Below are 23,412 nucleotides of genomic sequence, written 5' to 3'. Positions count from 1 at the left end.
CCCCAGTGGCCGCTTGAGTAACTCGTTAGCTGCACGGCGGTCACAGGCCTGCAATTTTGTGAAGCGGCCTGCGCCACGGCAGCACGCCAGGACCCATACTTCCGACGATTCCAAGAGAGACAAGAACACGCCGCCACGCAGCCCTGCAGCCGGGCCGCGGGCGACCAGCGCCGCACCGCTCCCGCATGCAAACAGCAAGGTCCCCATCGGCTGCCCGTGCAGCCGCCCTCGCGCTGGTCGGCCTGGCGCTGTTCCTGCTGCTCGGCTCCCTGCTGCCCTGGCAGGCGCTGGGGCTGCGCCAGCCGATCCGGCCGACGGTGGGCCTGCTCAATCCGCTCGGGCTGATCGGCCTCGCACTGTGCCTGGTCGGCGCCGCGGGGCGCTCCTCCGAGACGCCGGCGCCGCGCGCCGAGCGCGTCGTCGTGCTGCTGCTGTTCGCGCTGCCGGCGCTGCAGCTGCTGCAGACGCTGAGCGGCCTGAACCTCGGCGTCGACCTCCAGAACCCGCTGCTGCCGCACCGCGACCCGCAGCCGGGCGCGGGGCGCATCTCGCCGAACGCCGCCGTGGCCTACATGCTCAGCGCCACCGCGCTGTGGCAGCTGGGCCGGCCGCGCGCACGGCGCCGCACGCGGCTGTACCTCGCCGCCACCGCCGCGGTGGCGCTGATCGGCCTGGCCGGGCTGGCCGGCTACTTCCTGGGGCTGGAGACGCTGTACCGGCTGCCGCGCTTCAACCGCATGCTGCCGCCCACGGCGGCGGCCTTCGTCGTCACCGCCTTCGGCCTGTGGTCGCTGCACGAGGCCGGCGAGCGCTTCGACCCGCGCGAGGCGCCGCGGCGCATCCGCCGCCGCACCCGCGCCGTCGTGCTGCTGCTGACGCTGACCGCTGGCGTCGCCGGCTTCGGCCTGATGCGCGACACCGTCGAGGACCAGATCGCCAAGGACCTGGAACGCGAGGCCGCGGACTCCGCGCTGGCGCTGGACCAGGCCCTCGGGGCCAGCCTGGAGTTCCCGGCGCTGCTGAGCTACGGCCTGCCCCTGGCCACGCAGTTCGAGCACCTGCAGCGCGAGCCCGCCGACGGCGCCGCGCGCGCCGCCCTGCAGGCCGCGGCCGAGGGCTTCGGCCGGGCCGGGCTGTCCAGCGTGGTCCTGCTGGACAACGAGGGCCGCACGCTGGCCGCCACCGGCCGCGCGCTGCGCGGCAGCGCCGAGCTGGAGCAGCCGCTGGCCGTCACGGGCGATGCCGGCGACGCGGTGCTGGCCTGGGACGGCCAGCACTACCTGATGCTGCGCGAGCTGGCGGTGAAAGACACCGCGGGCCGGCCGGTCGGCCGCCTGCGCAGCGAGCAGCCCCTGCCGCAGGTGGAGCGCCTGCTGCTGCAGCTGCGCCAGCGCGATGCCACCTCGGACGCCGTCATCTGCAGCACGCTCTCCCCGGCCGAGGCGGCCTGCGCAGCCACGCGCTGGCGCAAGCCCAGCTTCCGGCTCCCGCTGGTGGCCGGCAAGGGCCTGGCAGCCGAGGCGATCCTGCGCGGGCTGCGCGGCGAGCGCGGCTCGCTCTACGCCCGCGACCCGCGCGGCGAGGAGGTGGTGGCTGCCTATGCGCCGATCGGCAGCCGCGGCCTGGCGCTGGGCCTGAAGACCGACGTGGACACGCTCTACGAGCCGCTGCGCACGCGCATCGCCGCCTTCGTGGCGGCGATGGCGCTGGTCAGCGCGCTGGCGATCTTCGCGCTGCGCAAGCAGGTGCAGCCGCTGCTGGAGCGCCTGGCCGACAGCGAGCGCGAGCTCAAGGCCATCCTCGACGACCAGCAGGAGCTGATCTCGCTGTCGCGCGCCGACGGCACCCTGACCTACGTCAACCCCTCCTACGCCCGCGAGTGGGGCCTGACGCCGCCGCAGATGGTGGGCGCCAACCTCTATGACCACGTGGACGCGCCGGACCGCGAGCGGGTGCGCCAGCATGCCGCGCAGGTCTTCGCCACCGGCGTGCCGCACCGCATCGAGAACCGCATGCTGACCGGCGACGGTCGCTCCCGCTGGCTGGCCTGGACCAACAGCCTGCAGACCTCGCACGACGGCGAGGTGCTGCTGCACTCGGTCGGCCGCGACGTGACCGAGCGGCGCGCCGCAGAGCAGGCGCTGCGCCACCTGACCGACGTGATCGACGCCACCAGCGACTACGTGCTGCAGACCGACCATGAAGGCCGCATCCACTACATGAACCCCGCCGCCCGCGCGGTGCTGGGCCTGGCCCCCGACGAGTCGCTGGAGGGGCGCCTGTTCAGCGAGTTCAACACGCCGGAGACCAACGAGCAGCTGAGCCAGGTGATCCTGCCGCATGCCAACCAGCACGGCCTGTGGCTCGGCGAGACGGCCTTCCGCACGCACGACGGCCGCATCATCCCGGTAAGCCACATGGTGATCGCCCATCGCGACGAGCCCGGCCGCACGACCCGCTACTCCGGGATCATGCGCAACATCGCCGGCGAGCGCGCGGTGCAGCGCGAGCAGCAGCGGCAGGCGGCCACGCTGCGCTCGATCACCGAGGCGATCCCGGCCAGCGTCGGCGTGGTCGGCACCGACGGGCGGCTGCGCTTCGCCAACCGCCGCTTTGCCGAATGGGCGGGCTTCACGCCCGAAGCGGCGCTGGGCCGCCCGATCGAGGAACTGCTGGGCCCGGAGCACGGCCCCGCCAGCCGGCCCTGGATCGCGCGCGCACTGGCCGGCGAGGGCGTCTCCTTCCTGCGCCAGGACCGGCGCGGCGGGCAGACGCGGCACATGGCGGTCAGCTACATCCCGCTGTCCACCGCCACCGGCGAACTGGACGGCTTCGTCGGCGTCACCCAGGACGTGACGCGGCAGAAGGAGGAGGAGATCCGGCTGATCCGCCTGTCCCAGCGCGACCCGCTGACCGACGCGCTGAACCGTGCCGGCTTCGAGCAGTTCCTCGAGGCCATCGGCCAGGACGCGCCCACGCCGGTGGCCCTGCTCTATGTGGACCTGGACCACTTCAAGCCGGTCAATGATCGCCACGGCCATGCAGTGGGCGACCAGGTGCTGCGCCAGTTCGCCACCCGGATGGCCGCCACCGTCCGGCCGAGCGACGCCGTCGCCCGGCTCGGCGGCGACGAATTCGCGGTGGCCCTGGTGGGCGTGTCCGACATCGGCCAGGCCCGCGCGGTGGCGGACAAGATCCTGCATGCCGCCAGCCAGCCCTTCGAGATCGGCGCGCTGGCGCTGCAGGTGGGCGCCAGCATCGGCATCGCCACCGGCGGGGCGGCCGACTGGCGCGGGCTGGTGGAGCTGGCGGACGGACGGCTCTACGAGGCGAAGGCACGTGGCCGCGGGCGGCACGCGTGAGGGACGAAGAGGAAGGGGTCGAAGCCCTCAGCGGCCGGCCTTGCGCGAGCGCCCGAACGCGCCGACCCCCAGCAGCCCCGTCAGCCACAGCAGCGCGGACGCCGGCTCCGGTACGGCCGCCGCCACGGAGCTGATCGATATGTTGTCCACCGCCACGTCGTAGCTCAGGGCGCTGCCCGAGCGGGTGCCGGGAATCCGGAACGCGATCTCGTCCACGCCCGACAGCAGCTGGGCAAAGGTCAGGTCGCTCGCCATCGTCGGGTTGCCGCTCGCATCGACGGCGGTCCAGCCGTCAGGCAGCGTGGCCGAGCCCGTCGAGCTCAGCGTCACCGACAGGTTCTGCCAGCCGCTGCCCGCGGTGAGCGTGCCGAGCTTGAAGCTGACGAAGGAGGAGTCGAAGCCATCGGCCGGATGGTCGTAGTCGATCAGGTCGAGGTAGATGTCCTTGGGCACGGCCGCGCCCGTGGCGCCGACGGCCATGCGGATGGGATTCACGTCCAGGCTCAGGGTGACGGACTGCGCCTGCGTGTAGTCGCCGGTGAACAGGCTGCTGTCGGTGTAGTAGCGCAGGCCGACCTTCAGGAAGTCGTTGTAGACCGTATGCAGCGAGGGCGCGGAATTGCCCAGCGCGTTGTCCCAGGTCGTGGTCCCGGCGGCCGGAACGCCGACACGGCCGAACCACTCGTCCGTGCCGTCCGAGAAATCGACCAGCGTGGAATGGCCGGGCTTGATCGCCGCGGCGTTGAAGGAAAGCACCGCACCGGCAATGCCGGCCAGCAGATACGCAAGCTTCATGGAAACCTTCTCCGGGTTGTGACTGGGGAGGAAGGCTCGATGCTAGGAAGCCGCCCTTGCCGACGACTCACGGATGCCCAACCTGCGCACACCCCCCCCCGAGTTCGCGGGGCCGGGTCAACCCGGATTCAGCGAGATGCCCAGCACGTCCTCGCAGCGTTGCGCGGCGCGGCGGGCCTCCTCCTCGCGTCCCAGCGCGCGCAGGCAGCGGATCAGGGCCAGGTGCAGCGTCTCGGCCAGCAGGTCCTGCTCCAGGCTGGCTTCATACAGGCTCAAGGCCGCAGGCCAGTCCTGCATCGTCTCCAGATGCTGGCCGGCATCGCGCACCAGCCGTGCGAAACGCAGCGCCTGGCGCTCGCGGGCCTGCACCAGCCAGGGCTCCAGCACCGCATTGCCGAACAGCCTGCCCCGGTAGAGCCCGTTCATCTGCTGGAGCCGGGCCGGCAGGCCGGCCGCATCGGCATGCGGACGCAGCAGTTGCTGCAGCGAGGCGCAGCTGCGCTCGAACGCCGCCACGTCGCACCAGAGCAGGCGGGAATTCAGCGACAGCCTGCCGTTGCTCAGCTTGAGCGCCTGTTCGACGCCCAGCCACTTGCGCAGGCGCGAGAGCGTCATCTCGAACGAGGACTTGGGCGACGCCGCGTCCACGTCCGGCCACAGGAGCTCGACCAGCCGCGCCACGTCGACGGCGCTCTCCTCGTTGAACGCACCCAGGGCGACCAGCGCCTGCAGCAGCGCCAGCGGCTTGCGCTGCGCCTTGCCTTCGGCGCTCAGCAGCTCGCCCTGGCGCCAGACCGCGAAGCCGCCGAAAGCCTGGATGCGCAGCGGCCAGGGCCAGCTGGGCGGCGCATCCTCGGGCGCCGCCAGCTCGCACTTGCTGATGAAGCTGCGCACGAAGTCGGTCTCGATGCCGCGCTCCAGCGCCAGCACGCACAGGCGCGCGCTGAACTCCGGCAGGTGATCGAAGAAGTCATAGCTGCGCCGGCGGCGCAGGCCGGCCCACAGGGCCTCGATGCGCCGGGCGGCATCGGGCAGGCCGTCACGCACCGCCAGCCAGGCATCGATGCCCTGCAGCATGGCATCGAGCTCATGCGCATAGCCGGCGGGCGTGGCGCCCAGCATCTGCTGCAGGGTGGCGCGGGCGCCTTCGTGGTCTTCGCCGAGCAACTGGGCCAGCGCCTCGTTGACCGCATAGGGCCAGCGCATGGCGACGGGCATGCGGACCTCGATGCAGAGCCGGCCGGCGCGCGTGGCGTGATGCAGCGCCGAGGCGACCTCGCGGCGCATGAAGGCCAGCCGCGTCTTCTCCAGTTCGAGCAGCAGCAGCTCCCCCAGCTGGCTCGAATCGATCAGGGCTTCGGCGCGCTCGATCGCGGCGCGCGCCACCGGGATGTCGCCATGCGGCAAGGCGTTCTGGGCCTCGACGAGCACGGCCAGGAACTCCACGTCGCGCATGCGGTGCTGCCGGGCCAGCGCGAACATCTGCGTGAGCGCCTCGGCGGCCAGGTAGGGCTGCCTGCCGTAGTGCGCGCAGATGCGCCACATGTGCAGCCAGCGGGCCTGGCGATAGGGCGTGGCTGCCGGCTCGGCCATGCGCGGGCCAAGCACCGCGTGCACCCGCAGCGCCGGGTCGCGCAGGTTGCGCGGCTCGAAGTAGTAGATCAGCGTCCGCCCGGCAGCCAGGGTCAGGTTCACGTCCAGCCGCTGTTCGATCAGCGCCTGCAGCCGCGCAGCGTGGGCGTCGATCGACGGGTCGAGCGGGCGGCACAGCAGCAGCGCGAGAAGCAGCGCGTTCAGGACGAGCAGTTCCTCGCTCGCATCGAGTCCGGCCGCGCCGGCATCCAGGGCCTCGAGCAGTTCATCCAGGCCTTCCTCGAAGCGCTCGAAGCGCCGGAAGTGCTGGCCGGTGATCATCAGCCCGGCCATCGCCTGGCCGGCCAGGGCGCGATCACCGTCGCGACGGGCCAGGGCATGCAATTGCGCGAAATCCTCCCAGGCCTGCCATTCGCCGCGATGGGCCCGGTCCAGTGCGCGCTCGAGAAGGCGGCCCTGCGACGGCGCCTGCGGTCCACCATCGGCGCCCGCCGACCTGCTGTCGTCATCCAACGAAGAATCCACCGTCCCGACCATCCTGCTTGGCTGTGTGCGGATCGATCATATGGGGTCGAAGGACGCTTGCCCGCCTCGACGAGCGGCCACGAACTGCAGGCCGTACAGGAGCTTCAGGACGCGCCGCCCTCCACCATCGCCTCCCCCATCGCTTCGCACATCGCCTTCGCCGCGCGCCCCACCTCGCGCGTGTCGCGGTACGCGAACAGGCCGATCCCCACCGCGCCGGCCAGCGGCACGAAGCGCGCCACCGAGCGGCCCAGGGCCTTCTCCGCCAGGCGCGAGCCGACCGCGCGGCTGGCCTGCTTCAGCGCCAGCTGCGAGACCTTGCGCACGAGCCAGCGCTCGCCGCGGCGCACGGCGATGTCGCGAAAGGCCTGGGCCCCAGTGTGCTTGAACAGGCACCACAGCATGTGCTCGCGGCCCAGCGAGGCGGAGCGGCCGTAGACGGCAGCGATGTCGGCCACCATACGGGCCTGCAGGTCCCAGATCAGGGTCAGGTCGGGGATCACGGTGGCGAGGCCCCAGGGGCCGGGCGGGATGGCCAGGCTGGCCGAGATGGCCGCGGCGCGGCGGCAGGCCGCCTCGATGATCGCCTCGGCGCGCTGCGCCGGATGCTCGCTGGCCGGCAGCTCCGAGGCCGGCACGCGGCCTACCAGGCGCAGCACGGCGTCGGCCAACTGGTCCGACACCCGCTCGCGGATCGAGAGGCTGCGGCCCGGCGGGCCCTCTTCCTTCGATGCTTCGTACTTCATCATCGCCTCAGCTTACCGCGCCTGCCGTGCGCGGCGCCGGCGTCACGGTGTCAGCGTGTAGCGGGTGTAGTAGCGGCGGCCGGCGCTGTCCTGCGCGCCGAGCCAGAGCTCGTAGCTGGTCGGCACGAAGCTCGACCCCAGCGCCAGCGCCGGCAGCGCGAAGCTGGTCGTGGGCGGCAGCGGCACGGCGCTGTCGGTCACCAGCGGGTTGCTCTGGCCGTCGCTCAGCACGGTGCGCAGGCTGATCAGGCGCATGTCGGGGTTGGCGGCGGCCCAGGCGGTCCAGGCCAGGCTGCGGCCCGCCAGGATCTCGCTGGCGCGCAGCGGCGCGGTGCTGGTCAGGCCGTCGAGCGTCGGGAAGCGCGTGCTCGCCGGCGAAGCCAGCACCTCGGCGCGCAGGTAGACGTTGCGCGTCTGCGCGGCGGTGGCGCCACTGGGCGTGAAGGTGGCCACGTACTTGGCGCCGGCCGTCATGTCGGCGCTGCCCAGCCAGCTCACCGCGGCCTGCTGCAGCGCCGTGTCGCCGATGCCGCCGGTGGGCACCAGCAGCGTGGCGCCCGGCGTGCTGGAGATGCACATCAGCGCCTGCGTGCAGTAGGCAAAGGCAATGCCGTAGCCGCCGGGCGTCTGCACGGTGGCGGTGGAGAGCAGCTGGGCGCCGGCGGCGTCCTGCGCCTGCATCTCGATCTGCACGCCGGTGCCGGGGTTCGGCGAGATCGCCGTGCTGGCGCTGCCGTCGGCATTGAGCGCGCGGAAGGCCAGCGGGTAGGCGGCGATGCCCAGGGCCCGGCCGTTGCCGATCAGGTTCCACTTGCTGCCGGTGGTGGAGCTCTTGTTGTAGCTGACCGCGTCGGCAAAGAGGTCCACCACGGCGCCGCCGGTGTCGGTCACCAGCGCAGAGACCTGTACCCGGTTGCACAGGCCGCCGGTGACGGTGGCGTCCGCGCAGCCCGTCAGCTGGAAGCGGCCGAGCTGCCAGTTCTTGGCGGCATAGCCCTGCAGCTTCGCGGCAACGACGCTCTTGCCGCCGCCGTCATTGGTGTCGTACACGCTCAGCAGCGTCGAGGCGGTCACGGTGGCCAGGCTCGGGGCCTGGGCGATCAGCTGGTTCAGCGCCACGCTCAGGTCGTCCAGGGACGCCAGGTTGGCCAGCGTGCCGGTGGGGCTGGTGGTGGCCTTCAGCGTCGAGGTGATGGCGCTGGCGGGCGTGCCGCCGGTGGTCTTCAGCAGTTCCGTCTGCGCGGTGGGCAGGTCCAGCAGCACTTCGGGCGCCGTCGCGGGCAGCAGCTTGTTGCCCATGCGCAGCTGGGCGTTGCCGTTGGCGGCGTTCGTGCCCAGGCCCGTGCGCACGCTCTCGATCAGCAGGTCCTGCGCGCCCTTGTTGGCGGCGAAGCTGGCGTCGCCCAGCAGGTCCAGCGTGGCCGAGTTGCTGACCTTGAGGTCGGTCAGCTGGGTCTTGACCAGGGTCTTCAGGAAGGTCGCGGCGGCGGCCGCGGCATTGCCGAGCTTGGTGAGCGAGGCGCTGCTGCTGGAGGCCGCGGCGAAGACCGGCGCCGGGTCGGCGCCCAGGCTCATCGCGACGACGGCATTGCTCAGCGGCGTCACGTTGGCCACCATCGCGGCGCTGGCCGCGCTCATCGCCGGCACGGCGGAGTGCAGCACCTGCGGCGTGCCCGAGGCGTCCATGCCGCGGGCCTGCACCATCAAGGGCACGGTCGGCGTCTTCGTGGTGAGCGTCAGGCTGTAGGAGCCGTCCACTGCGTGGCTGGTAGCCGTGCCGACCACCTGGCCCTTGCCGTCGACGACGCTGATCGTGGCGCGGGTCAGCGGCGCGCCGGCGGCGGCCACGCCGGCGAGCGTGGGTGCGGCGGCATAGCTGACCGCGCTGCCCGGTGCCACCGGCGTGGGGTCGGGCGTGCTGCTGCCGCCGCCATCGCTGCTGCTGTCGCCACCGCCCGAGCCGCAGGCGGCGAGGGACGAAGCCACCAGGGCGGCAAGCAGGAATCGGGACAGTGGGCGGTGATGCATGGACGGCAGGACGGAGCTGGGCGAGCGCCCACTCTAGCCGCCCGGCCCGGCCACCGGTCCGCCGAATAACGCGTTATTTCCCCGCAGTCCCGGCGCCGATGACGACCCAGGAGGTCTCCAGCCAGTTGTCCGCCCGGTGCACCACCGACACGCCGCGGCGCACCGCCCAGGGAATCATCTGCCGGTGCAGCGGGATCACGTTGACCTGCTGCCGGTACTCGGCCAGCGCCGCCTTGACCAGCTCGGCCCGCTTCGCCGGATCCTGCTCGACGCTGGAGCGGGCGGCCAGCGCGTCGAAGGCGTCGTTGCGCACGTTGCCGTAGTTGTAGTAGCCGACGCCGCGCTCGCCGCGGTTGCGGAACACCGGCGTGAGGATCACCTCGGGGTCGGTGATGTTGCCGCCCCAGCCGAACATGTAGAGGCTGGTGTCCATCTTCTCGACCTTGGGGAAGTACAGCGCCCGCGGCAGCGCCGACACCCGCACCTTGATCTTCAGCTGCGCCCACATCGCCGCGAGCGCCTTGCAGATCGCCTCGTCGTTGATGTAGCGGTTGTTGGGGCAGTCCAGCGTGACCTCGAAGCCCTCGGCGTAGCCGGCCTCGGCCATCTGGCGGCGGGCGGCGGCGATGTCGTAGGGCAGGCGCGTCTCCAGCGTGGCGTCGCCGAAGGCACCGGCGATCGTGGGCGTCAGGCCGCCGGTGGGTACGGCGAGGCCGTTCATCACCTTGCTCCGCAGCGCCTCGATGTCGATGGCCTGGTACATCGCGCGGCGCACGCGCAGGTCCTTGAAGGGATTTCGGTCGCCGGGAACCTTGCCATAGAGCAACTTGTCGCGCCCCTGGTCCAGGCCGATGAAGACCAGGCGGTTCTCCGGCCCCTCGATCACCTGGACGCCCGGCGTGGCGCGCAGGCGCGGCACGTCGCGCGGCGACGGGTCGAGGACGAAATCGATCTCGCCGGAGACCAGCGCCGCGAGCCGGGTCGCGTCGTTGGCGATCGGCGTGAACACGACCTCCTGGACGTTGCCCTCGAACCTGTTCCACCATGCCGGATTGCGTTTCAGCACGGTCTTGATGTCCGGCGCGCGGCTCACCAGCATGTAGGGCCCGGTGCCGTTGGCATGCAGGGCAGCGTAGGTCTCCTCCTTGCTGGTGTAGTCCAGCGCGCGGGTGGCGCCGTGGGCCTCGCACCAGCGCCGGCTCATCATGTGCACCGTGTCCAGCTGCTGCAGGAAGATCGGCGTGAAGCGCTCCAGCTGGAACTCCACCGTCAGCTCGTCGACCTTGCGCGGCGTACCCAGCGCGTTGGCGTAGGGACTGACCTGGGAGGTCGGCCCCTGCGCGCGCTTGACCGAGAAGACCACGTCGTCGGCAGTGAAGGGCGTGCCGTCGTGGAACTTCACGCCGGGCCGCAGCTTGAAGCGCCACAGCAGCGGGGAGACCTGGGTCCATTCGGTGGCCAGGCCGGGCACGACGTTCAGCTGCCGGTCGCGGCGGGTCAGCTTCTCGTAGATCTGGCCGTTCACCGCATTGGTCAGGCTCTCGTTCTGCGAGTGCGGGTCCATGGTCTGCGGATCGCCCTGGGCGGCCCAGCGCAAGACCTGACCCTGTGCGGTGATGCAGGCGAAGGACAGCAGCAGGAGGCCGGCCAGGCGCCTCACAGATTGGGAGACCGCCAGAAGCGGTCCAGGTCGGTGAAGCCCCAATCGCGCGGGTTCTCGCGGCCGAGGATGCGATCGGCCATGTCCGGGCGGGACAGGTCCACCAGTTCCACAGGCACAGGCTGGCGCGAGCGCGCCGAGAAGAACACCCGCACCAGCGGCGTCACCAGGCTGGCCTGGTTCTGGTCCACCACCACCGCCAGGCGCTGCGACTGCAGCTTCACCAGCGTGCCCACCGGGTAGATGCCCACGCTCTTGACGAAGGCCTGGAACACGGCCGGGTCGAAGTGGCCCTTCCACTGCGCCATGCGGTGGATGGAGCCGGCCGGATCCCAGGCGCTCTTGTAGGGCCGGGTCGAGGTGATCGCGTCGTAGACGTCGCAGACGGCGCCCATGCGCGCCAGCAGGCTGATCTGATCGCCGGCCAGGCGGCCGGGATAGCCGCTGCCGTCCATCTTCTCGTGGTGGCGCAGGCACACCTCCAGCGCGGCGGCCGGCGCATTGCCGCCTTCCACCAGCGCATCGTGGCCGCGCTGCGGGTGCAGGCGCACCAGGTCGAACTCGGCGTCGCTGAGCGCGCCGGGCTTGTTCAGCACCTCCACCGGCACCAGCATCTTGCCCACGTCGTGCAGCAGGCCGCCGATGCCGGCCTCGCGCACCGCGTCCTCGGCCATGCCCATCTGGCGGGCCAGCGCCACCATCAGCGTGCACACGGCCACCGAGTGCATGTAGGTGTAGTTGTCCTTGGTCTTGAGCCGCACCAGGCTCAGCAGCGCCGAGCGGTTGCGCGCCACCGAGCCGACCACCTCGTCCACCACCGGCAGGCACTGCTCGGTGTCGACCGCGCGGCCCATGCGGGCCTCGCCGAAGATCGAGTTGACGGTGTCGACCGAGCGGTTCATCACGTCGGTGGCATGGCGCAGTTCGTCGGACAGGGCGCGGGGCTCGAGCGAGCGCGGGCCGGCGGCGCTGCGCGCGGGCCGGGGTGCCGCGGCGGCCACAGCGGCGGCCGGCGCCGGAGCCGCGGCTTCCACGTCGGCGCCCTTGCTGATGTCGATCCAGATGCCGTCCAGCCCGCTGCCCTGCAGCGCCTTCAGGTCGGCCGGGTCGCTGAGCAGGAACTTGGTCTTCCAGAAGGGATGCGCCAGCCACGAGCCCTCGAACGACTGGACATACATGCCCAGTCGTGCCTGTGAGGTCCGGATCATCTTCAGCATCGCGGCGCCAGTATGCCGTTGCAGGCATCGGCAAATGAACGAAAAAGCCGCCCGGAAGGGGCGGCTCGTCGCGGGGTTTCAACAGTTCAGCGCAAATCGGAGCGGATGTGCGATTGCGGCTTCGGTGCTAACCCTGAGATTCAGCGCACGCTCAGCGGAAGCGGCTTTCCGGCGTGGTGCGCAGTTCGCTGGGCAGCGAGCCGAGGTAGGCGGCGATCTCCTTGAGTTCCTCGAGCTTGAACTGCTTGACCTGGGCCGCCATCACCGCATTGCCGCGGCCGACCATCGGGTTGCCCTCGGTCTGGTAGGACTTCAGCGCGACGTAGAGGTAGTCGGCATGCTGGCCGGCCAGCTTGGGCTCGGCGCCGGTCAGCGGCGTGCTGAAGTTCTTGCCGTGGCAGCTGAAGCAGGCGCCCTTCTCCAGCAGCTTGGCCACGTCGGCCTTGGCGGCAGGCGCCTCGGCGGGCACGGCCGGGGCCTTGGCGCGCTCGGCGTAGAAGGCCGAAATGTCGGCGATGTCCTGCTCGCTGAGCGACTTGGCAATGCCGTTCATCGTCGGGTGCTTGCGCTCGCCCTTGGCGTAGGCGCCCAGCGCGGCGGCGATGTACTTGGCGTTCTGGCCTTCCAGCATCGGTACCTTGTGGATCTCCGGGAAGCTGGCCTGGTAGCCGATGATGCCGTGGCAGCCGAAGCACATGGCGACCTTCTTCGAGCCGGCTTCGGCATTCTGGGCCTGGGCGGCGGGAATGGCGGCGCCCAGCACGGTGGCCACGGCGAGCGAGATCTGCAGCAGTCTGTTCATAGTCCCCGGGGTATCAGTCTTCTAAGGCGACGGCATTATGCACCGGGCCCCGCAGCCGCCACGCCTCTAGCGAACCCGGCTTGACAGGACCCCGATCCGTATACTGGCCCGTCACTCTCTGCCTCCCACGCGCACCATGAAATTCCAAGGCTCGGACCAGTACGTCGCCACCCCGGACCTGATGCTGGCCGTCAACGCCGCCGCCACGCTGCAGCGGCCCCTGCTGATCAAGGGCGAGCCCGGCACCGGCAAGACCATGCTGGCCGAGGAAGTGGCCAAGGCCCTGGGCATGCCGCTGCTGCAGTGGCACATCAAGTCCACCACCAAGGCGCAGCAGGGCCTGTACGAGTACGACGCGGTGAGCCGGCTGCGCGACAGCCAGCTCAGCGGCATCGAGGGCGCGGAGAAGGTCCGCAACATCGAGAACTACATCGTCAAGGGCGTGCTCTGGCAGGCCTTCACCGCCGACGAGCCGGTGGTGCTGCTGATCGACGAGATCGACAAGGCCGACATCGAGTTCCCGAACGACCTGCTGCGCGAGATCGACCGGATGGAGTTCTACGTCTACGAGACGCGAACGCTGGTGAAGGCCAAGCACCGGCCGCTGGTGGTGATCACCTCCAACAACGAAAAGGAGCTGCCCGACGCCTTCCTGCGCCGCTGCTTCTTCCACTACATCAAGTTCCCCGACCCGGCCACGATGCAGCGCATCGTCGACGTGCACTTCCCCGACATCAAGAGCGAGCTGCTCTCCGCGGCGATGCGCACCTTCTTCGACGTGCGCAACCTCCCGGGCCTGAAGAAGAAGCCCTCCACCTCCGAGCTGCTGGACTGGCTGCGCCTGCTGGTGGCCGAGGACATCGAGGCCGCCGCGGTGGCGAGCAAGGACGACAAGGTCAGCGTGCCGCCGATGGTCGGCGCGCTGCTGAAGAACGAGCAGGACCTGACCCTGTTCGAGAAGCTGGTGTTCATGCAGAGGAACAATCGCTGATGGCTGTGGATTTCAAGCGGCAGCTGTGGGCATCGACCGCTGATGCGCTGGGTTTCGTCATCGGCGGCCTGGCCGGCCGGCAGATCGGGCTGGCACTGGGCCTGGACTTCTTCTCGGCCGATGGCCACTGGAACACGCCACAGATCGCCGGCCTGCTGCTGATCCTGGCCGGCACCGGCGCCGGCCGCTTCGTGTTCCGCTGGCTGTTCACCCGCCTGGGCAAGATCTGACCCCACGATGGACATCCTGACCCCCGTCACCCTCGCCGGCCCGCACGCGCGGCTGGAACCGCTCTCCCCCGACCATCTCGCCGGGCTGCAGGAAGCCGTCGCCGACGGCGAGCTGTGGAAGCTCTGGTACACCGCCGTGCCGCCGCCCGAGGGCATGCTGACCGAGATCGAGCGCCGCCTGGGCCTGCACGCCAAGGGCACGATGCTGCCCTTCACCGTCTTCGACGCCGAGGGCCGCACCGCGGGCATGACGACCTACATGAACGTGGACCGCATCCACCGCCGGGTCGAGATCGGCTCCACCTGGACCCGCGTCGGCGCCCAGCGCGGCCCGCTGAACACCCAGTGCAAGCTGCTGCTGCTGACCCACGCCTTCGAGGCGCTGGACTGCATCGCCGTGGAGTTCCGCACCCATCGGCTGAACACGCAGAGCCGGCGGGCGATCGAGCGACTCGGTGCGCAGCTGGACGGCGTGCTGCGCGCGCACCAGCGCGGCCCGGACGGCACGCTGCGCGATACGGCCGTCTACAGCATCACGGCCAGTGAATGGCCCACCGTGCGTTCGCACCTGCAGTGGCAACTGGTCAAGCCCCGATGAGCAAAGACAGCAACAAGCACACGCCCTTCGACGTCAACGCCCTCTGGGAACTCGCCCGCATCGGCGCCCCCAGCCTCTCGCCTGACGGCGCCCAGGCCGTTGCCAGCATCACCCGCTATTCGATGGAGACGGACAAGGGCGCGTCCAGCCTCCATCTGTTTTCGACGTTAGGGGGCGAGCCGCGCCGCCTCACCGCCGCCGGCGACAAGGACAGCGAGCCGCAGTGGAGCCCGCGTGGCGAGCTGATCGCCTTCCTGGCCCGGCGCGAGCAGGAGGGTGTCAAGGACGAGGAGGCGCAGCTCTACGTGATCGCGCCGGACGGCGGGGAGGCGCGGCGCGTGGCGCAGGTGGCCACCGGCATCGAGGCCTTCAAGTGGTTCCCCGACGGCAAGCGCATCGCCTTCGTCTCCTGGGTGCGGCCCGGCCTGAAGGGCACGGCCGCGCAGGAGAAGGCGCACAAGGCCTTCACCAAGGAGCGCAAGGAGACCGGCTACGTCACCGAGGAGACGATCTACCGCTTCTGGGACCGCAACCTGCCGATGGAGCGGGTGCCGCACCTGCATGTCGTGGACGTCGCGACCGGCAAGGTGCGCGACCTGTTCGAGGGCTCGATCCACGAGCTGACCCGCGCCGAGCCCGACAGCCACTGCTTCGACATCTCGCCGGACGGCAAGCGCATCGCCTTCGCCTTCGACCCCAGCGCCGAGAAGAAGTTAGGCAACGTCCACACGCTGTGCGAGATCGAGGTGGCCAGCCGCGAGGTCAGCGTGCTGCTGGCCGACAAGGACTGGGACTTCACCGCCCCGCGCTACAGCCACGGCGGCCACCACCTGGCCTTCCTCGCCAGCCACCAGGGGCTCAAGCACACGATGCCCACGCAGCTCGCGGTGCTCGACACGCACGGCCGCTGGGCGGTGATGTCGGCCGACTGGGACCATGAAGTCGCCGCCCCGCTCGAATGGGACGAGGACGATGGCGCCCTGCTCTTCGCCGCCGAGGACCGCGGCCGCCGCCATGTCTGGCGCTTCGAGCTGGCCACGCTGAAGCCCACGGTCGTGTTCGAGGGCGGCCATGCCGGCAGCTTCGCGCTGGCCGCCGGCACGCTGGTGGTCAACCACGACAGCGTGCAGTTCCCGCCGCGCCTGTCGGTGCAGACGAGCGACGGCCCGCAGCGCATCGACGGTGGCCTCAACGCCGATCTGCTGGCCCGCCACCGCTTCGGCACCCATGAGGAAGTGAGCATCACCGGCGCCCAGGGCGATGCGGTGCAGATGTGGCTGATCCACCCGCCCGGCTTCGATCCGAAAAAGAAGAAGGCCTACCCGCTGCTGCACCTGATCCACGGCGGCCCGCACACCGCCTTCGGCGACAGCTGGCACTGGCGCTGGAACCACCAGGCCTTCGCCGCCGCCGGCTATGTGGTGGCCTGCGTGAACTACCACGGCTCGTCCAGCTTCGGCCATGCCTTCCTCGACTCGATCACCCACCGCTGGGGCGAGCTGGAACTGCAGGACGTGGAGGCCGGCACCGACTGGCTGCTGAAGCAGCCCTGGGCCGACCCGAAGCGCGTCTTCGCCACCGGCGGCAGCTACGGCGGCTACATGGTGGCCTGGATGAACGGGCACGTCGAGGCTGGGCGTTATCAGGCCTACGTCTGCCACGCCGGCTGCTTCGACTGGAAGGCGATGTTCGCCGACGACTGCGCCAGCTACCACAGCAAGGAACTCGGCGCCTGGTACTGGGACGACCCGGCCAAGGTCGCTGCGCAGAGCCCCGACACCTTCGCCAAGAACTTCAACACGCCGACGCTGGTGATCCACGGCGCCAAGGACTACCGCGTACCCGACGCGCAGGGCCTGGCCTACTACAACACGCTGAAGGCGCAGGGCCTGCCGGCGCGGCTGGTGTGGTTCCCGGACGAGAACCACTGGATCCTCAAGCCGCGCAACAGCCGGCAGTGGTACGGCGAGTTCCTGGGCTGGCTGAAGCGCTACGACCGGAAGGGCTGAGCGGCATTTGGGCCGAGCGCCGGGCCGCCCCAAGCCGGCCCGTGTGGCGAGGGTCGCGGCTCGATGCCGCGAACCTCGTCGTCCCCTCGGGGGACCGACCAGGCCCGCCCGCGTTCAGCGCGGCGGGACTGGGCGAGGGGCTCCATCAGTCATCCCCGGGGGCCCAGTCGAGATCCACGCAGATCACCTGCATCTTCCCCTGCGACCAGAAGGCCATCGACATCGTCACGCACATGCGCGCGCCCTTGAGGCTCAGATAGGGCCGCGTCACCTGCACCTGGCCCAGTTCCGCCACCGCGCGGCGGAAGTAGGGCCGGCGGGCCCAGCGGGCATGGCCGGCCTGTTCCAGCGGGGCGAAGCGGCGGTCCTGCAGGCCGGGGTTGCGGTAGGCCGGGGCCACCGGCGCGCAGCAGTCGATGCCGTGCTCGTCCAGCAGGTAGGCCAGTTGCACGCCGGGCAGGGCCAGCAGCGCGGCGCAGGCCTGGTGCAAGGGCTGGTTCTGGCGCAGGCCCGGCAGGGCCTTCTTCAGCGCCACGCTGAAGGGGGTCATCCGTTGCGCATGGGCGGCGCGGCCCTCGGCATGGCGCTCGTCCAGCCGCTCCCAGGCCTGCTCGATCTCGGCCGAGTGGGCGGCCTCGCCGGTGACCAGCGCCGGCGCCGGCCGACCGAAGGCGAATCCCTGCGCCAGGTCCACGTCGGCGTCCAGCGCGATCAGCGCCTCGTCGTGCGTCTCCACCCCTTCCAGCAGCACCAGCGCCCCGCACTCGTGCAGCAGCGAGACCATCTGCGTCATCACGCGGGCGATGCGCGGCGAGTCGGCCGCGCGGCGCAGCAGGCTGCGGTCGAGCTTGACGATCTCGGGCTGGATGCGCCAGACCCGGTCGAAGTTCGAGTGACCGGCGCCGAAGTCGTCCAGCGCCAGCAGGCAGCCGGTCTCGCGCGCATTCGCCACCGCGGCCTCGAACTCGGCGTCGTGGGCGATCACGTCCTCGGTCACTTCCAGCACGGTCCGGTGCGCCGGCATGCCCAGGCGGTCCAGCACTTCGACCGAGGCCCGCAGCGTCTCCTGCCGGCCCGCGGCATGGACGAACACGGCCGGGTGGATGTTGAGGAAGAGCCAGCCCTCCTCGCCGGCGTCATTGCGCTGAGCCGTGAAGTTATGCAGGTGCAGCAGCCGCGTGAGCCGGTCGGCCAGCACCTTCTCCTCGAAGCCGGCCAGGCGGTCGAAGAAGCTCATCGGCGGCCGGGCCTGGCCCTCGCCGTCGGCGACGCGCAGCAGCGCCTCATGGCCGACGGTGCGCCGGTGTGGGAAGCTCCAGATCGGCTGGAAGTGCGACTCGAGCCGCAGGCCCTGGTAGTCGGCCTGCCAGCGTCCGTCCTCCCGACGGCTCAGGTACTGCTGCAAGGGCGCGGTGGCCGCTTCGGTTTCGGGTGTCATGGGCTTGGAATTCTTGTCGTCCGCCAATGCTATTCCTTCTGTGACAAGGCCAGTCTCCTGGCAAAGCCTAGGAGGCTGCCGAGCCTTGCATAATCCCTGCAGGAGCCACCCATGCTGATCCAGTTCTTCTACACGCTGCGCGCGGCCAAGCTGCCGGTCTCCGTCAAGGAGTTCCTGACCCTGCTCGAAGGGCTGCGCGCGGGCGTGATCGGCGACGAAGGCAGCGTGCCGACGGTCGACGATTTCTACTACCTGTCCCGCGCCACGCTGGTGAAGGACGAGGCCCACTACGACAAGTTCGACCGCGCCTTCGCCGCCTACTTCAAGGGCGTGGAGATGCTCACCGACTTCACCCAGGAAGTCCCGCTCGAATGGCTGCAGAAGACGCTGGAGCTGGAGCTGACGCCGGAGCAGAAGGCGGCCATCGAGAAGATGGGCTGGGACGAGCTGATGGAGACGCTGAAGAAGCGCTTCGAGGAGCAGAAGGAGAAGCACGAGGGCGGCAGCAAGTGGATCGGCACCGGCGGCACCAGCCCCTTCGGCAACAGCGGCTACAACCCCCAGGGCATCCGCATCGGCGGCAAGGGCGGCAACAAGAGCGCGGTGAAGGTCTGGGAGCAGCGCGCCTACAAGGACTACGACGACAACCTCGAGCTGGGCACGCGCAACATCAAGGTCGCGCTGCGCCGGCTGCGCCGCTTCGCGCGTGAAGGCTCGGATCTCGAACTCGACCTGGACGACACCATCCACAAGACCGCCGCCAACGCCGGCATGCTGGACATCCGCATGATCCCCGAGCGGCACAACAAGGTGAAGGTGCTGCTGCTGATGGACGTCGGCGGCACGATGGACGAGCACATCCACCGCGTCGAGGAACTCTTCTCCGCCGCCAAGACCGAGTTCAAGCACCTGGAGTTCTACTACTTCCACAACTGCGTCTACGACTATGTGTGGAAGAACAACCGCCGCCGCTTCGCCGAGAAGCACGCCACCTGGGACGTGATCCGCAAGTACAACAAGGACTACAAGCTGATCTTCGTCGGCGACGCGACGATGAGCCCCTACGAGATCCTGCAGGCCGGCGGCAGCGTGGAATACAACAACGAGGAGCCCGGCGCCGAATGGCTGCAGCGGCTCACCCACGCCTTCCCCAAGTACGCCTGGATCAACCCCGAGCCGCAGGGCGTCTGGCAGTACCGGCAGAGCATCGCGATCGTCCAGCAGCTGATGCACCAGCGGATGTTCCCGCTGTCCATCGCCGGGCTGGAAGGCGCGATGCGGCTGCTGAGTAAATGATCCGCCGCGCCGGCGTCCTGCTGGTGCTCCTGGCCCTGGGTGGGTGCGCGAGCGTAACGAGTTATTTCAGCGGCGCCTCGGACGCCAAGGCCGAGAAGCCGGTCGGCCCGGTCGAGGCCGCCGCCTCGGCGCCGCGCATGGTGGCCGCCTACACGCTGGAGGTGAAGGCGCCCGCCGCGTTGCGCACGCTGCTGATGGAGCACCTGGACCTGTCGCGCTTCCAGCGCACCGACGAGGCCGACCGCCTGAGCCGCGTGGAGCTGGACCGCCTGGCCGGCGCCACGCCCAACCAGGCCCGCACGCTGCTGGAGACGGCCGGCTACTTCAACGCCCATATCAAGCTGGAGCGCACGCCGGCCACCGCCGCGGTGGCCGAGCGCATCGTCGTCGAGGTCGAGCCCGGGCCGCAGGCGCGGGTCACCGAAGTGGCGCTGGACTTCAGCGGCGAGCTCGCCGCTGCCGATGCCGCCACCCAGCGCCAGCTCCACCGCGCCTGGGCGCTGGACCGCAACGAGCCCTTCAGCCAGTCCGCCTGGTCCTCGGCCAAGAGCGCGCTGCTGGTGCGCATCCGCGCGGCGGGCTACCCGCTGGCGGAATGGACGAAGACCGAGGCGAAGGTCGAGGCCGACGAGAACCGCGTGTCGCTGGCGCTGGCGCTGGACAGCGGGCCGCTCTACCACCTCGGCAGCCTGACGATCGAGGGCCTGAAGTACCAGGACGAGGCCACCATCCGCCGCCTGGCCGGCTTCCAGCCCGGCGAGCCCTACAGCGAGCAGCGGCTGCAGGAGTTCCAGGAGCGGCTCCTGAAGACCCAGCTCTTCGACACCGTCAGCGTGGACATCCAGCCCGAGGCCGGCAAGCCCGAGGCCGCGGCCGGCACGCCGGTGATCGTGCGGGTGCGCGAGGCCGCCCGCCAGCAGGCCACCACCGGCATCGGCTACGACGCCAACACCGGCCAGCGGGTCACGCTGGAATACCTGAACCGCGTGCCCTTCGGCCTGCCGCTGCGCGCTCGGTCCAAGCTGGTGCTGGGCCGCGACCTGAAGTCCGGCGAGTTCGAGGTGAGCTCGCACCCGCAGGCCAATATGTCGCGCAACCTGGCCTCCCTGCAGCTGGAGCACGACACCTCGGCCGACCAGGACACCACCAACCTCAGCGCCCGCATCGGCCGCCTGCGCGAGACCCGCGACGACGACCGCCTGGTCTATGCCGAATGGCTGCGCTCGCGCGAGCGCCAGGCCGACGCCAACGGCGACCCTTACTACGTCACCGGCAGCGCGCTCTCGGCCAATGTGCAGTGGACCCGCCGTCGCCTGGACAGCCTGCTGCTGCCGACGAACGGCCATGCCGGCCAGCTGCTGCTGGGCGCCGGCCGCGCCGACAACTCGATCAGCGACAGCGGCTTCTTCGGCAAGGTCTGGTTCAAGGGCTATGGCTACAAGCGGCTCTCGCGCGACTGGTTCGGCAATGTGCGGCTGGAGCTGGGCCAGGTGCTGGCCGCCAACTCGGTGGGCATCCCGGACAAGCTGCTGTTCAAGGCCGGCGGCGACGATTCCGTGCGCGGCTATGCCTACCAGAGCCTGGGGCCGCAGACCAACGGCGTGGTCGTCGGCGGGCGGGTCGTGGGCACCGGCAGCGTGGAAGTGGGTCACCCCTTCCTGAAGAACATGCCGGACCTGTGGGGTGTGGTCTTCGTCGACGGCGGCAATGCGGCGCCCGACTGGGGCCACTACAAGCCGGTCTGGGGCGCCGGCTTCGGCGTGCACTGGCGCAGCCCGGTCGGGCCGCTGCGGATCGACATCGCGCGGGGCATCGAGGCGAAGCGCTGGCGGCTGCACTTCAGCGTAGGTATTGCGTTATGACGACGGAGCCGCAGACAGCGCCGAATGAAGCGCCGAAGCCCTCGCGCCGCCGTCGCTGGCGCCTTGCGCTGGCGCTCACCGTCCTGCCGCTGAGCGCCCTCGCCGTGCTGGCCATCGGCACCACCTGGCTGCTGAAGAACGAGAAGGGCAGCGCCTGGCTGCTGCGCCAGCTGCCGGGCCTACAGGTGGAAGCGCCGCGCGGCCCGCTGCTGGGCGACTTCGCGGCGCGCCGTGTGCTGCTGACGCTGCCCGGCGACGGCGGCCGCATCACGATCGACGGCCTGCAGTGGCAGGGCCTGACCGTCGCCTGGTCGCAGTCCCCGCAGCTGTGGGGCCGCATCGCGATGGAGCGGCTGCATGCGGACACCGTCGACGTGGCGCTGGCACCATCGAAGGACAGCTCGCCCGTCAAGGCCCCGACCAGCCTGGCCGTGCCGCTGGGCCTGAAGGTCGCCGCGCTGGACCTCGGCACGCTGCAGCTCTCCGCCCTGCCCGGCCGCCCCTTCACCGGCCTGCGCGGCAGCGTGGACCTGAGCGGCGACGAAGGCGCGCAGCACCGCGTGAAGATCGACGCGCTGCAGTGGGAGCAGCTGCGCCTGGCCGGCCAGGCCCGCATCGCCACCGGCGGCAAGATGAATGTGGAAGCAGCGCTGGTGCTCCAGCCCGGCCAGGTCGATCCCTCGCTGCCCGACTGGCGCGGCGGCCTCACGATCACCGGCCCGCTGGCGGACCTGCAGATCCAGGCGAAGTCCGAGGCGGCCGGCCAGGCGCTGCAGGCGCAGGCGCGGCTGCAGGCCTTCGCCAAGTGGCCGCTGGCCGGCTTCAGCGCGCAGGTGGCGGCGCTGGACCTGTCCGCGCTGATGAAGGACCTGCCGAAAACCGCGCTGAGCGGCGACGTGCGCCTCGACTCTCAAGGCTGGAGCGAGCCCGCCAAGGTGCAGCTGCAGTTCAGCAACGCCGCCGCTGGCCGCTGGGACCAGCAACGCCTGCCGGTGCAGAAGCTGTCTCTCGCCCTGCAGGCCCGGCCGGACCAGCCGCGCAGCCTGCGCCTCGAAGCCCTGGATGCGCAACTCGGCAGCGCCAAGGCACCGGCCGGCCGCATCACCGGCGAAGGCACGCTGCAGCCGGACCAGCGCTGGACACTAACGGCCAGGCTCGACGGCGTGCGACCCGAGGCGCTGGACCAGCGCGCCGCGCCGATGCTGCTGAGCGGCCGCGTGGACCTGGCCGGCGCCACCGACCTGGCCGCGCCGCTGACGCTGACGGCCAAGCTGAGCGGCAAGATTCCTGCCGCGCCGCCGCTGGCGATCGATGCCGCCGCGCGCCTGGAAGGCCGCCACCTGCGCATCGAGCAGGCACGCGTCGAGTCGGGCAGCTCGAAGCTGGTGCTGTCGGGCCAGGCCCAGCTGGAAGATGCCGGCTGGCGCGCCGAGGCGAAGACCGCGCTGAAGGACTTCGACCCGCGCCTGTTCGTCGCCGGCGCACCCGGCTCCGCCTGGCGCAAGGGAGCGACCGCGCTCAATGCCGAGGGCAGCCTGACCTTGCAGCGCGACGCCGCCAGCGGCCCGATGCCGCGCGGCCAAGCCAGCCTGCAGCTGCTGCCGAGCAAACTGATGGGCCTGCCCATCGGCGGCAAGCTCGAGTACAACGCCGCCGGCAAGGCCGACGCCAGCCTGAGCGCCCAGCTCGATGCCGGCGAGAACCATCTGCTGGCCATCACCCAGCTGGGCACGCTGCCGCAGCTGAGCACTCAGCTCGAATTGCAGGCGCCGAAGCTGGCGGACGCCGCTGCGCTGATCGAGCTGCTCACCGGCGCCCGCATCGCCGCCGGCGCGGCCGAAGGCAAGGCCGGCCTGCAGGTGCAGAAGACTGCGGACGGCCGGTGGCTGCCGGCTGGTGACGGCGTCTTCAAGCTGCAGGACCTGCGCGTCACCGCACCCACCGTCACCACGCTGAAGGAAGCCCGCCTGCGCTGGTCCTTCGGCAGCAAGCCGGACAGCGCACTGGCGCTCAACCTGCAGGTCGAGCGCCTGGGCAGCGCCGGCCAGGAGCTCAAGCAGGCCAGCGTCGACCTGCAAGGCAGCTGGGCCAGCCACAAGCTCAAGTTCGCCGCCCAGGCCCAGCCCTCACGCGGCCCGGTGGCGGACCTGACGCTGAATCTCGACGGCGTCCTCAGCGGCTCCCCGCTTCTGGCGCTGCAGGACGGCAAGCCGCTCGACTGGCAGGCCAAGATCGCACAGCTCGAACTCAAGTCCAAGAC

The 23,412-nt window shown here is 70.7% G+C and carries 16 protein-coding genes; 8 read left to right on the top strand and 8 right to left on the bottom strand.

The features are described from left to right. Positions 1–185 precede the first annotated feature (185 nt). Entirely contained in the window at positions 186–3,362 is a 3,177-nt protein-coding gene (locus B0W88_RS00080; protein ID WP_077032599.1) for a bifunctional diguanylate cyclase/phosphodiesterase, read from the top strand. A gap of 27 nt (positions 3,363–3,389) precedes the next feature. Here the strand turns inward: B0W88_RS00080 and B0W88_RS00075 are convergent, their stop codons facing one another. From B0W88_RS00075 to B0W88_RS00045, 7 genes are all read right to left on the bottom strand, one after another. Beyond that, complete coding sequence (locus B0W88_RS00075; protein ID WP_077032598.1) at positions 3,390–4,157, bottom strand: hypothetical protein; 768 nt, start codon at positions 4,155–4,157, stop codon at positions 3,390–3,392. Between the two features lie 117 nt (positions 4,158–4,274). Continuing rightward, a complete protein-coding gene (locus B0W88_RS00070; protein WP_158080765.1) occupies positions 4,275–6,275 on the bottom strand; it encodes a bacterial transcriptional activator domain-containing protein in 2,001 nt (666 codons plus the stop codon). Positions 6,276–6,379: 104 nt separating this feature from the next. Continuing rightward, complete coding sequence (locus B0W88_RS00065) at positions 6,380–7,021, bottom strand: EcsC family protein (RefSeq protein ID WP_158080764.1); 642 nt, start codon at positions 7,019–7,021, stop codon at positions 6,380–6,382. A 42-nt stretch (positions 7,022–7,063) separates the two neighbouring features. Then, positions 7,064–9,049, bottom strand: a complete 1,986-nt coding sequence (locus tag B0W88_RS00060) for a hypothetical protein (RefSeq protein WP_077032596.1) — start codon at positions 9,047–9,049, stop codon at positions 7,064–7,066. 73 nt (positions 9,050–9,122) lie between these two features. Next, complete coding sequence (locus B0W88_RS00055; protein WP_077032595.1) at positions 9,123–10,709, bottom strand: ABC transporter substrate-binding protein; 1,587 nt, start codon at positions 10,707–10,709, stop codon at positions 9,123–9,125. Further along, entirely contained in the window at positions 10,706–11,926 is a 1,221-nt protein-coding gene (locus B0W88_RS00050; protein WP_077032594.1) for an HD-GYP domain-containing protein, read from the bottom strand. The genes B0W88_RS00055 and B0W88_RS00050 overlap by 4 nt, the downstream gene beginning before the upstream one ends. A gap of 151 nt (positions 11,927–12,077) precedes the next feature. Continuing rightward, positions 12,078–12,728 (bottom strand): cytochrome c, encoded by a 651-nt coding sequence (locus B0W88_RS00045; protein WP_077032593.1) that lies wholly within the window; start codon positions 12,726–12,728, stop codon positions 12,078–12,080. A 136-nt stretch (positions 12,729–12,864) separates the two neighbouring features. On the opposite strand from B0W88_RS00045, the gene B0W88_RS00040 reads away from it, so the two are divergent. From B0W88_RS00040 to B0W88_RS00025, 4 genes are read left to right on the top strand one after another with little or no spacing between them, the layout of a single operon-like run. Then, complete coding sequence (locus tag B0W88_RS00040; RefSeq protein WP_077032592.1) at positions 12,865–13,719, top strand: MoxR family ATPase; 855 nt, start codon at positions 12,865–12,867, stop codon at positions 13,717–13,719. Then, positions 13,719–13,949 carry a hypothetical protein gene (locus B0W88_RS00035; RefSeq protein WP_077032591.1) on the top strand — a complete coding sequence of 77 codons (231 nt, stop codon included), beginning with the start codon at positions 13,719–13,721 and terminating at the stop codon, positions 13,947–13,949. Before B0W88_RS00040 ends, B0W88_RS00035 begins: the two co-directional genes overlap by 1 nt. 7 nt (positions 13,950–13,956) lie before the next feature. After that, positions 13,957–14,547, top strand: coding sequence for a GNAT family N-acetyltransferase (locus B0W88_RS00030; RefSeq protein ID WP_077032590.1), 591 nt, complete (start codon positions 13,957–13,959; stop codon positions 14,545–14,547). Continuing rightward, positions 14,544–16,556, top strand: a complete 2,013-nt coding sequence (locus B0W88_RS00025) for a S9 family peptidase (RefSeq protein WP_077032589.1) — start codon at positions 14,544–14,546, stop codon at positions 16,554–16,556. Before B0W88_RS00030 ends, B0W88_RS00025 begins: the two co-directional genes overlap by 4 nt. Positions 16,557–16,701: 145 nt before the next feature. Here the strand turns inward: B0W88_RS00025 and B0W88_RS00020 are convergent, their stop codons facing one another. Continuing rightward, the gene (locus B0W88_RS00020; protein ID WP_077032649.1) at positions 16,702–17,994 is read right to left on the bottom strand and encodes an EAL domain-containing protein; all 1,293 of its coding nucleotides are present in this window, start codon (positions 17,992–17,994) and stop codon (positions 16,702–16,704) included. Positions 17,995–18,105: 111 nt separating this feature from the next. Here B0W88_RS00020 and B0W88_RS00015 point away from each other — a divergent pair, with 111 nt between their 5' ends. From B0W88_RS00015 to B0W88_RS00005, 3 genes are all read left to right on the top strand, one after another. Continuing rightward, complete coding sequence (locus B0W88_RS00015) at positions 18,106–19,290, top strand: VWA domain-containing protein (protein WP_077032588.1); 1,185 nt, start codon at positions 18,106–18,108, stop codon at positions 19,288–19,290. After that, entirely contained in the window at positions 19,287–21,152 is a 1,866-nt protein-coding gene (locus B0W88_RS00010) for an autotransporter assembly complex family protein (RefSeq protein ID WP_077032587.1), read from the top strand. The genes B0W88_RS00015 and B0W88_RS00010 overlap by 4 nt, the downstream gene beginning before the upstream one ends. Then, a partial coding sequence (locus B0W88_RS00005; RefSeq protein WP_144006511.1) for a hypothetical protein occupies positions 21,149–23,412 on the top strand: 2,264 nt, incomplete at its 3' end. The genes B0W88_RS00010 and B0W88_RS00005, both read left to right, overlap by 4 nt.

Source organism: Pelomonas sp. KK5 (genome assembly GCF_001984095.1).
In the GTDB taxonomy this organism is placed as follows: domain Bacteria; phylum Pseudomonadota; class Gammaproteobacteria; order Burkholderiales; family Burkholderiaceae_C; genus KK5.
The sequence above is the reverse complement of the archived record's forward strand: the minus strand, read 5'-3'. Positions and strand labels throughout refer to the sequence as shown.